The following is a 9685-nucleotide window of genomic DNA, read 5'->3' as shown; positions in this document are numbered from 1 at the left end:
TGGCGGAACTGATCATCGACGGCATCAAGACCAACGTCGAGCTGCAGATGAAAATCATGTCCGACGAACATTTCCAGCAGGGTGGCACCAACATCCACTATCTGGAGAAAAAACTCGGCCTGCACGAGAAGTAATCGCAGCGCAGAGCAAACAAAGGCCGGTTAATCCGGCCTTTTTCATTTTTGTTACCGTTGAGGTTGCATAATGGATTGGCGTTTTTTACAAGCGAACAAAGAGGCGCGCTGGGCATTTTATCTGACGCTGGCGTACCTCGCCGTCTGGGGCCTAAGTGCCTGGCTAGGCGGCAATGAGAGCGGCATCACCGGATTACCGCACTGGTTTGAGCTCTCCTGCATTTTCGCCCCGCTGCTATTTATCGTCCTTTGCTGGGTGATGGTTCGCCTGTTGTATCGCGACATGTCGCTTGAGGATCAAGATGGACAGTGAAATCATTCTGCCGCTATTAGCCTATCTGGTCTTGATCGCCGGTTTATCGGTGTTTGCGATGCGCAAACAGCGTCAGGGCAATTTCCTCACCGAATACTTCCTCGGCAGCCGTTCGATGGGTGGCTTTGTGCTGGCCATGACGATTACCTCCACCTACATCAGTGCCAGTTCGTTTATTGGCGGGCCGGGTGCTGCCTATAAATATGGTCTTGGCTGGGTATTGCTGGCGATGATTCAGGTGCCGGCGGTGTGGCTCTCGCTCGGTGTATTAGGAAAGAAATTCGCCATTCTCGCGCGCCGCTATAACGCTGTGACGCTGAATGACATGCTATATGGCCGCTATGGCAGCACACTGCTGATTTGGCTCTCCAGTATTAGCTTATTAGTGGCTTTTGTTGGCGCAATGACCGTACAGTTTATTGGTGGTGCACGCCTGCTGGAAACCGCTGCGGGTATTCCCTACGACACCGGCTTATTAATTTTTGGTGGCACCATCGCGCTGTATACCGCGTTTGGCGGCTTCCGTGCCAGCGTACTCAACGATGCGATGCAAGGCCTGGTAATGCTGGTCGGCACCTTCCTGCTGCTGTTTGCCATTATCCATCAGGCGGGTGGACTCGAAACGGCCGTGACGAAACTGCGCACCATCGATCCCCAACTCGTGTCGCCGGAAGGTGTTGGCAACGTCATTAATCCGACATTCCTGAGTTCTTTCGCCGTGCTGGTCTGCTTTGGCGTGATTGGTTTGCCTCATACTGCGGTGCGCTGTATCTCCTATAAAGACAGTAAAGCCATGCATCGCGGCATCATTCTGGGCACCATTGTCGTGGTGATTCTGATGCTCGGCATGCATCTGGCGGGGGCGTTAGGTCGTGCCATTCTGCCGGATCTCACGGTTCCGGATCGCGTGATCCCGACGCTGATGATCACCGTGTTGCCGCCAATGGCAGCCGGCGTGTTTCTCGCTGCACCGATGGCAGCAATCATGTCAACGATTAACGCGCAGCTGCTGCAATCCTCCGCTACGCTGATCAAGGATCTCTATTTGCGTATTGCGCCACAGCACAGCGAGAATGAATCGCGCCTGCGTATGCTATCCGGCACTATCACTTTCGTGCTGGGCATATTGCTGTTACTGGCGGCGTGGAATCCACCGGATATGATTATCTGGCTCAATCTGCTGGCCTTTGGCGGACTGGAAGCCGTGTTCCTCTGGCCGCTGGTATTGGGACTGTATTGGGAGCGCGCTAATTCGACAGGTGCTATCAGCGGCATGGTTGTCGGCGCGGCTTGCTATACCTTACTTGCCAGCCTGAAAATTGAACTATGGGGCTTTCACCCTATCGTTCCCTCATTGACCTTAAGCCTGCTGGCCTTCGTGGTGGGTAATTTGTTTGGCAGCACGCCTGAAGCGCGTCACGCTGCGGTGAAATAAAGAGAAACGCTATGCCTTGGATTCAAATCAAAATTAACAGTACCGGCGAAAATGCCGAGCCGCTGAGCGATGCGCTGATGGACGTGGGCGCCGTCTCGGTGACGTTTCAGGATACCCATGACAACCCGGTTTACGAACCGCTGCCGGGTGAAACACGCTTATGGGGCGATACGGATGTGATTGGTCTGTTCGACGCCGAAACCGAGATGGACGATGTGGTGGCCGAACTGAGTCAACATCCACTGCTGGGATCGCATTTCCATTACAAGATCGAGCAGATCGAGGATAAAGACTGGGAACGTGAATGGATGGATAACTTCCACCCGATGCGTTTTGGTGAACGTTTGTGGATCTGCCCGAGCTGGCGGGACGTGCCGGATCCGAATGCCGTCAACGTGATGCTGGATCCGGGACTGGCGTTTGGTACCGGCACCCACCCGACCACTTCGCTCTGTCTCACCTGGCTTGATGGACTTGATCTGCAAGGCAAAACTGTGATCGATTTTGGCTGTGGATCCGGCATTCTCGCAATAGCTGCCCTTAAACTGGGCGCGTCGCAGGCTATCGGGATTGATATTGATCCGCAAGCGATTCAGGCCAGCCGTGACAATGCTGAGCGCAATGGCGTTTCTGATCGTCTGTCGCTCTATCTACCGCATCAACAGCCGGAAAACCTGCAAGCTGATGTGGTTGTCGCCAATATCCTCGCAGGCCCGCTACGTGAGCTGGCGCCGCTGATTAGCGTATTGCCAAAAGCGGGTGGGCATCTGGGATTGTCAGGCGTTCTGGCCAGCCAGGCTGAAGGTGTCTGTGAAGCTTACGTTGAGCGTTTCACGCTCGATCCGGTGGCTGAAAAAGAGGAGTGGTGCCGCATCACCGGCGTGCGCCGCTGAGTTTGATCACCGGCTGGCTTCGCTGGCCGGTTTGCTGTCTGGCCATCGAGACAGTGAAAGCGACTCACCCTCTGCATATCAGCCGCAAATCTGCTACCTGAAAGCAATCAAATTAGTACATTTAATAATCATATCGCCGTCATTTCTCTGGCTAATTACCGGATGTGGCGGTTTTTATGTCGTGATTTTGGGCATGTTTTAAGAAAAACTTTTGCTCACAATTTCAGCATAATTTTTTAATGCACTGAATTATATAGATTATTAGTTGTAGCATTGCTGTTAAGGCCGAATTCCTCGCAGTTTAACGGTGAATTGTTCAAAGTTTGGCCTTTCATCTTCGTTAAAAAATGCGTAATATACGCCGCCTTGCGAACAGTTAGGGTCACTTCTTTTTCATGCGCATTGGACACCATCAGCTACGTAATCGACTCATCGCTGCACCTATGGCTGGCGTTACCGACAAGCCATTTCGCACCTTGTGTTACGAGAACGGCGCGGGTATGACTGTCTCCGAGATGCTGTCATCAAACCCAGAAGTTTGGGCCAGTGATAAATCCCGTTTGCGTATGGTGCATAGTGACGAGCCTGGAATCCGTGCCGTGCAAATTGCCGGTTGCGATCCTGATGAGATGGCTGCTGCCGCGCGCATTAATGTGGCGTCTGGCGCGCAGGTCATTGATATCAACATGGGCTGCCCGGCTAAGAAAGTGAATCGTAAGATGGCTGGCTCAGCACTGCTGCAGCATCCGTCACTGGTGGAGTCCATCCTCCGTGCGGTAGTGAATGCAGTTGATGTACCGGTTACGCTGAAGATTCGCACCGGCTGGGACAAAGAAAATCGTAATTGTGTAGAGATTGCCCAATTGGCTGAACGCTGTGGCATTCAGGCTCTCACCATTCATGGCCGCACGCGCGCCTGTTTGTTTGAGGGACATGCTGAATACGACAGCATTCGGACAGTTAAGCAGAGCGTTTCCATTCCGATTATCGCGAATGGTGACATTACTGACCCGCATAAAGCCAGAGCGGTGCTCGACTACACCGGAGCCGATGCTCTAATGGTAGGTCGCGCTGCTCAGGGAAGACCGTGGATCTTCCGGGAAATCCAGCATTATCTGGACACAGGGGAGCTGCTGGCACCGAAGCCGCTGGCTGAAGTGAAGCAAATGCTGATTGGACATATACGGGAACTGCACGACTTTTATGGTCAGCGCAAGGGATACCGTATTGCTCGTAAACACGTTTCCTGGTATTTGCAGGAAAGTGCTCCTGATGACCAGTTTCGGCGCACATTCAACGCCATAGAGGATGCCAGCGAACAGCTGGAGGCGTTGGAGGCATACTTCGAAAATCTTGCGTAAACGAAATAAAGAGCTGAAAGAACTATGTTCGAACAACGCGTAAATTCTGATGTACTGACCGTTTCTACCGTTAACTCACAGGATCAGGTGACGCAAAAGCCACTTCGTGATTCGGTAAAACAGGCACTGAAGAACTATTTTGCTCAACTGAATGGTCAGGATGTAAGTGATCTGTATGAGCTGGTATTGGCTGAAGTTGAGCAGCCTCTGTTGGACATGGTGATGCAGTACACCCGTGGCAACCAGACCCGTGCAGCTCTGATGATGGGTATCAACCGTGGTACCCTGCGTAAGAAGCTGAAAAAATACGGCATGAACTAATTGTTCTTTGCTGCGCTAACGCCAACCCTCGGGTTGGCGTTTTTGTTTGTGCCTCACCAATAGTTTCCCTGCGTTAGCAACGGATGAAACAATTGTCGCGGATATGGTAACGATAGTTGCAATTGCATCCGTGATATTTCGTCTCTCTTACCACACGTCTTTTGCCCCTTTTTAGCGCCTGCTTTGTGCGTCATAACGCCCGCCATGCCGCTTTCCCAGTGATCCTGCACTGTTTCTACCGTAACCCTGCAAACGCATACATTTTATCCTGAGTGATGGCTCACACTGCTTCCACATAGTGAAACTATTTGCACTATTTGTGATCGCGTCGTCTCGTCATGCAGCCTTTTGGTGCGCGATAGTAGCCAAAATTTCTGGATGCGTCCTTTTATTAAAAGATCTTTCCAGTGAATTCAGGATTCTGCAAACCTGGCATTACCTTTGCAGAGTCGTGGATGGCTAACCGCCACAGACAGAAAAAAGCGCACATTAAAGTGCGTGCAAACATAACAACACACGATCTCGCCACACAGGATGCTTTATGAAAAAGATGATGCTTTCCACCCTGGTCGCTGCAGCCTCGCTGTTCGCCGTTACTCAACAAGCGCACGCAGGCACCACGCTGGATGCCATTAAAAAGAAAGGTTTCGTACAGTGCGGTATCAGCGATGGCCTGCCAGGCTTCTCCTACGCTGATGCCAGCGGCAAATTTACCGGAATCGACGTGGATGTTTGCCGCGCTGCTGCGGCTGCGGTATTTGGTGATGCAAGCAAGGTGAAATACACCCCACTGACGGCTAAAGAGCGTTTCACTGCGCTCCAGTCTGGTGAAGTGGATATCTTGTCTCGTAATACCACCTGGACCTCTTCGCGCGATGGTGGCATGGGCTTCTTGTTCGCTGGTGTGAACTACTATGACGGCATCGGCTTCCTGACCCATAAGAAAGCGGGCCTGAAAAGCGCCAAAGAGCTGGATGGTGCCACCGTATGTATTCAGGCCGGTACCGATACCGAGCTGAACGTGGCTGACTACTTCAAAGCCAACAAAATGCAGTACACGCCAGTGACCTTCGACCGTTCTGATGAGTCAGCGAAAGCACTCGACAGTGGCCGCTGCGATACCCTCTCTTCCGACCAGTCTCAGCTGTATGCACTGCGTGTGAAACTCGGCAAGCCGGATGATTTCATCGTGCTGCCAGAAGTGATCTCTAAAGAGCCGCTGGGTCCTGTGGTACGTCGTGGTGATGACGACTGGTTCACCATCGTTAAATGGTCTCTTTACGCCATGCTGAACGCAGAAGAGATGGGCGTGAGCTCTAAGAATGTTGATCAGATGGCGGCCAAACCCACTACCCCGGATATGGCTCACCTGTTGGGTGCAGAAGGTGACTTCGGTAAAGACCTGAAACTTGATAATAAATGGGCTTACAACATCATCAAACAGGTCGGTAACTATCAGGAAGTGTTCGATCGCAACGTGGGTAAAGACAGCGCACTGAAAATCGCGCGTGGTCAGAATGCACTCTGGAACCAGGGCGGCATCCAGTACGCTCCACCAGTACGCTAAGTCTGTTCTGCCAGTCGGGCACCGCACCCTGCGGTGCCCAAGCGTTTTCTTCACTGAGGTTTCAACATGTCACAACGCCCAACCGTAAAGAGGGATTTTTCGTTTGGTAATCCTACGGTTCGCGCCTGGCTTTACCAGATCATCGCGATTGTGGCCGTGCTTGCTGTGGTGGGATATCTGGTCCACAACACAGTAATCAACCTGGCCAACCGCGGCATCACTTCCGGTTTCGGATTTCTTGAGCGCAATGCCGGTTTCGGCATCGTCCAACACCTGATCGATTACACCGAAGGAGATACTTACGCGCGCGTGTTTATGGTGGGGTTGACCAATACCCTGCTGGTTTCCGCACTCTGCATTGTATTTGCCTCCATCCTGGGCTTCGCCGTGGGGCTCGCGCGTCTGTCTGAAAACTGGCTGCTGCGTAAACTCTCGACCATCTACATCGAGACGTTTCGTAATATCCCACCGCTGCTGCAGATCTTCTTCTGGTACTTTGCGGTGTTGCGTAACCTGCCAGGGCCACGTCAGGCACTCAATGCGTTTGATCTGGCGTTTGTCAGTAACCGCGGTTTGTATATTCCGTGGCCAGAGTATGCACCTGGCACCTGGCCATTCCTGATTGCGCTGGCACTGGCCATCCTCGGCAGCGTTGCACTTTTCCGCTTCAACCGTAAGCATCAATTAAAAACCGGCCAGTTACGCCGCACGTGGCCAGCCGCTGCAGGTTTGATTGTGCTGTTACCCCTGATTGCACACACATTGTTTGGTGCCGCAACGCATTGGGATGTACCAGAACTGCGCGGATTCAACTTCCGCGGCGGCTTTGTGATGATCCCGGAGCTGGCGGCGCTAACGGTGGCGCTTTCTGTGTATACCTCATCGTTCATTGCCGAAGTGATTCGCTCCGGGATTCAGTCGGTGCCGCACGGTCAGAATGAAGCAGCCCGCTCGCTGGGTCTGCCAAATCCTGTCACGATGCGTCAGGTCATCATCCCGCAGGCAATGCGCGTGATCATTCCACCGTTAACCAGTCAGTATCTCAATATCGTGAAGAACTCATCACTGGCCGCGGCCATTGGCTATCCCGATATGGTGTCGTTGTTTGCCGGCACGGTGCTGAACCAAACTGGCCAGGCGATTGAAACTATTGCGATTACCATGGCGGTCTATCTGATCATCAGCCTGCTTATTTCACTGCTGATGAACCTTTACAACCGCAAAATTGCGCTAGTTGAGCGATAAGAGAACGGGATCATTATGTCTGTAACCACACACGATACATCGCCTGCACCCAGCAATCCGTTAGGGAAAGCCTGGCTGTGGGCGCGCAAAAATTTGTTCTCAAGCTGGCTGAATACCCTGCTCACGTTGTTCAGCTTTTGGATTATCTGGAGTGTGATTCCACCGGCGCTGGATTGGCTGATTTTCCAGGCCAACTGGATTGGCGAAACACGTGCAGACTGCACCAAAGCAGGTGCATGCTGGGTATTCATCCACGCACGTTTTGGCCAGTTTATGTATGGACTTTATCCGCACGAACTGCGCTGGCGCATTAATCTGGCCTTGGTGGTTGGCTTGGTGTCAATCATTCCCATGTTCATTAAGTCGATGCCACGCCGTGGTCGCTACATTGCCTGCTGGGCGGTGATCTATCCGATCATTGTTTGGCTGCTGATGTATGGCGGGTATCTGGGGCTGGATCGCGTGGAAACCCGCCAGTGGGGCGGTCTGACGCTGACGCTGATTATTGCCTCAATTGGCATCGCTGGTGCGCTGCCGTTGGGGATTCTGCTGGCGCTGGCTCGTCGTTCAAAAATGCCAGTGGTTCGCACCCTGTCAGTGATTTTCATTGAGTTCTGGCGTGGTGTGCCACTGATTACCGTGCTCTTTATGTCATCGGTAATGCTGCCGCTGTTTATGGCAGAGGGCACGACTATCGACAAGCTGGTACGTGCGCTGGTCGGCGTGATTCTGTTCCAGTCCGCTTATGTTGCAGAAGTGGTGCGTGGCGGCTTGCAAGCACTGCCAAAAGGGCAGACTGAAGCGGCGGAATCACTGGCACTCGGCTACTGGAAAACGCAGATGCTGGTTATTCTGCCACAGGCACTTAAGCTGACCATCCCTGGTTTAGTGAATACCATCATCGCACTGTTTAAAGATACCAGCCTGGTGATCATCATCGGCCTCTTCGATCTCTTCAGTAGCGTGCAGCAAGCCACCGTTGACCCCACCTGGTTGGGCATGTCGACCGAAGGCTATGTATTTGCTGCCATGGTCTACTGGATTTTCTGTTTTAGCATGTCGCGCTATAGCCAGCATCTGGAGAAGCGCTTCCACACCGGGCGTAAATCGCACTGAGGTTTTACATGACACAAATTATGACTAATGCGGCTGACGCCATGATGATTACGCTCGAAAACGTGAATAAATGGTACGGTCAGTTCCATGTTCTTAAAGATATTAACTTACTGGTAAAACCCCGCGAACGCATTGTTCTTTGTGGGCCTTCCGGATCCGGGAAATCAACGACTATTCGTTGCATCAATCATTTAGAAGAGCATCAACAAGGCCGTATCGTAGTAGATGGCATCCATCTTAACGATGATGTGCGCAATATTGAGCGTGTTCGTACCGAAGTCGGCATGGTATTCCAGCATTTCAATTTGTTCCCGCATCTTACCGTGTTGCAAAACTGCACGTTGGCACCGATTTGGGTGCGCAAGATGCCGAAGAAAGAAGCGGAAGAATTAGCGATGCACTATCTGCAACGCGTGCGTATTGCGGAACATGCCCATAAGTTTCCAGGACAGTTGTCAGGAGGGCAGCAACAACGTGTGGCGATCGCGCGTTCACTGTGTATGAAACCGAAAATCATGCTGTTCGATGAACCGACCTCAGCACTCGATCCAGAAATGGTAAAAGAGGTTCTCGATACAATGATTGGTCTGGCAGAAGATGGTATGACGATGTTATGCGTGACGCACGAGATGGGCTTTGCGCGTACTGTGGCGGACCGGGTGATCTTTATGGATCGCGGAGAGATTGTTGAGGAAGCGCCGCCGCAGGAGTTCTTCGCGAATCCTAAATCAGAACGTACACGCGCCTTCCTTTCTCAAGTTATCCATTGATATTCAATGAGCTACTTAAGCCTCTGCGCAATCTGGCAGAGGTTTTTTTATGACCTTAATATTATTTCGCATTAACTCATTTCGACGTTTTTGGCGAATCTTGAGCCTGGTTGCGAGTTTTAAACATACAAAAAAGCCCTGAACTTTCGTTCAGGGCTTCTGTGTTTGATGCCTGGCAGTTCCCTACTCTCGCATGGGGAGGCCCCACACTACCATCGGCGCTACGGCGTTTCACTTCTGAGTTCGGCATGGGGTCAGGTGGGACCACCGCGCTAAAGCCGCCAGGCAAATTCTGTTATTTACCGAACTCACGCTTTAAAACTGGTGCTGATACCCAGAGTCGAACTGGGGACCTCACCCTTACCAAGGGTGCGCTCTACCAACTGAGCCATATCAGCACACTTTAATTTGATGCCTGGCAGTTCCCTACTCTCGCATGGGGAGGCCCCACACTACCATCGGCGCTACGGCGTTTCACTTCTGAGTTCGGCATGGGGTCAGGTGGGACCACCGCGCTACAGCCGCCAGGC

10 protein-coding genes, 1 tRNA gene and 2 rRNA genes are annotated in these 9685 nt (G+C 52.2%); 10 read left to right on the top strand and 3 right to left on the bottom strand.

Annotation, left to right across the window (positions count from 1 at the left end; all coding sequences use genetic code 11):
- The 10 genes from FD744_RS25760 to FD744_RS24825 form a co-directional block, all read left to right on the top strand.
- A partial coding sequence (locus FD744_RS25760) for a hypothetical protein (RefSeq protein WP_237449460.1) occupies window positions 1-134 on the top strand: 134 nt, incomplete at its 5' end.
- Between the two features lie 70 nt (window positions 135-204).
- Window positions 205-447: a YhdT family protein gene (locus FD744_RS24865; RefSeq protein ID WP_034830168.1), complete on the top strand. Its 243-nt coding sequence runs from the start codon at window positions 205-207 to the stop codon at window positions 445-447.
- Window positions 437-1882, top strand: a complete 1446-nt coding sequence (panF, locus tag FD744_RS24860; protein WP_034830170.1) for a sodium/pantothenate symporter — start codon at window positions 437-439, stop codon at window positions 1880-1882. The genes FD744_RS24865 and panF overlap by 11 nt, the downstream gene beginning before the upstream one ends.
- Before the next feature lie 11 nt (window positions 1883-1893).
- Window positions 1894-2775 (top strand): 50S ribosomal protein L11 methyltransferase, encoded by an 882-nt coding sequence (gene prmA / locus FD744_RS24855; RefSeq protein ID WP_160869952.1) that lies wholly within the window; start codon window positions 1894-1896, stop codon window positions 2773-2775.
- Between the two features lie 395 nt (window positions 2776-3170).
- Window positions 3171-4136, top strand: a complete 966-nt coding sequence (gene dusB / locus FD744_RS24850; RefSeq protein WP_038644355.1) for a tRNA dihydrouridine synthase DusB — start codon at window positions 3171-3173, stop codon at window positions 4134-4136.
- Between the two features lie 24 nt (window positions 4137-4160).
- Window positions 4161-4457 carry a DNA-binding transcriptional regulator Fis gene (gene fis / locus FD744_RS24845; RefSeq protein WP_003855228.1) on the top strand — a complete coding sequence of 99 codons (297 nt, stop codon included), beginning with the start codon at window positions 4161-4163 and terminating at the stop codon, window positions 4455-4457.
- Between the two features lie 541 nt (window positions 4458-4998).
- A complete protein-coding gene (locus FD744_RS24840; protein ID WP_034830184.1) occupies window positions 4999-6024 on the top strand; it encodes an amino acid ABC transporter substrate-binding protein in 1026 nt (341 codons plus the stop codon).
- A gap of 66 nt (window positions 6025-6090) precedes the next feature.
- A complete protein-coding gene (locus FD744_RS24835) occupies window positions 6091-7269 on the top strand; it encodes an amino acid ABC transporter permease (protein ID WP_034830186.1) in 1179 nt (392 codons plus the stop codon).
- Between the two features lie 15 nt (window positions 7270-7284).
- Window positions 7285-8385, top strand: a complete 1101-nt coding sequence (locus tag FD744_RS24830) for an amino acid ABC transporter permease (protein ID WP_160869950.1) — start codon at window positions 7285-7287, stop codon at window positions 8383-8385.
- 8 nt (window positions 8386-8393) lie between these two features.
- Window positions 8394-9155 carry an amino acid ABC transporter ATP-binding protein gene (locus tag FD744_RS24825; RefSeq protein WP_034830190.1) on the top strand — a complete coding sequence of 254 codons (762 nt, stop codon included), beginning with the start codon at window positions 8394-8396 and terminating at the stop codon, window positions 9153-9155.
- Window positions 9156-9325: 170 nt separating this feature from the next.
- Here the strand turns inward: FD744_RS24825 and rrf (FD744_RS24820) are convergent.
- The 3 genes from rrf (FD744_RS24820) to rrf (FD744_RS24810) all read right to left on the bottom strand — a co-directional run bounded on the left by rrf (FD744_RS24820) (window position 9326) and on the right by rrf (FD744_RS24810) (window position 9684).
- A 5S ribosomal RNA gene (rrf, locus tag FD744_RS24820) occupies window positions 9326-9441 on the bottom strand.
- 36 nt (window positions 9442-9477) lie between these two features.
- Window positions 9478-9553, bottom strand: a tRNA-Thr gene (locus FD744_RS24815).
- Window positions 9554-9568: 15 nt separating this feature from the next.
- Window positions 9569-9684: ribosomal RNA gene (gene rrf, locus FD744_RS24810) — 5S ribosomal RNA — on the bottom strand.
- Between the last annotated feature and the right edge of the window lies 1 nt (window position 9685).

The organism is Pantoea sp. Taur, assembly GCF_009830025.1.
GTDB lineage: Bacteria > Pseudomonadota > Gammaproteobacteria > Enterobacterales > Enterobacteriaceae > Pantoea > Pantoea communis.
The sequence above is the reverse complement of the archived record's forward strand: the minus strand, read 5'-3'. Positions and strand labels throughout refer to the sequence as shown.

Excerpts from the sequence above, each read along its gene's own strand:
- FD744_RS24865 (WP_034830168.1), top strand. The coding sequence starts at position 205 with ATGGATTGGCGTTTTTTACAAGCGAACAAAGAGGCGCGCTGGGCATTT.
- panF (WP_034830170.1), top strand. The coding sequence starts at position 437 with ATGGACAGTGAAATCATTCTGCCGCTATTAGCCTATCTGGTCTTGATC.
- prmA (WP_160869952.1), top strand. The coding sequence starts at position 1,894 with ATGCCTTGGATTCAAATCAAAATTAACAGTACCGGCGAAAATGCCGAG.
- dusB (WP_038644355.1), top strand. The coding sequence starts at position 3,171 with ATGCGCATTGGACACCATCAGCTACGTAATCGACTCATCGCTGCACCT.
- fis (WP_003855228.1), top strand. The coding sequence starts at position 4,161 with ATGTTCGAACAACGCGTAAATTCTGATGTACTGACCGTTTCTACCGTT.
- FD744_RS24840 (WP_034830184.1), top strand. The coding sequence starts at position 4,999 with ATGAAAAAGATGATGCTTTCCACCCTGGTCGCTGCAGCCTCGCTGTTC.
- FD744_RS24835 (WP_034830186.1), top strand. The coding sequence starts at position 6,091 with ATGTCACAACGCCCAACCGTAAAGAGGGATTTTTCGTTTGGTAATCCT.
- FD744_RS24830 (WP_160869950.1), top strand. The coding sequence starts at position 7,285 with ATGTCTGTAACCACACACGATACATCGCCTGCACCCAGCAATCCGTTA.
- FD744_RS24825 (WP_034830190.1), top strand. The coding sequence starts at position 8,394 with ATGACACAAATTATGACTAATGCGGCTGACGCCATGATGATTACGCTC.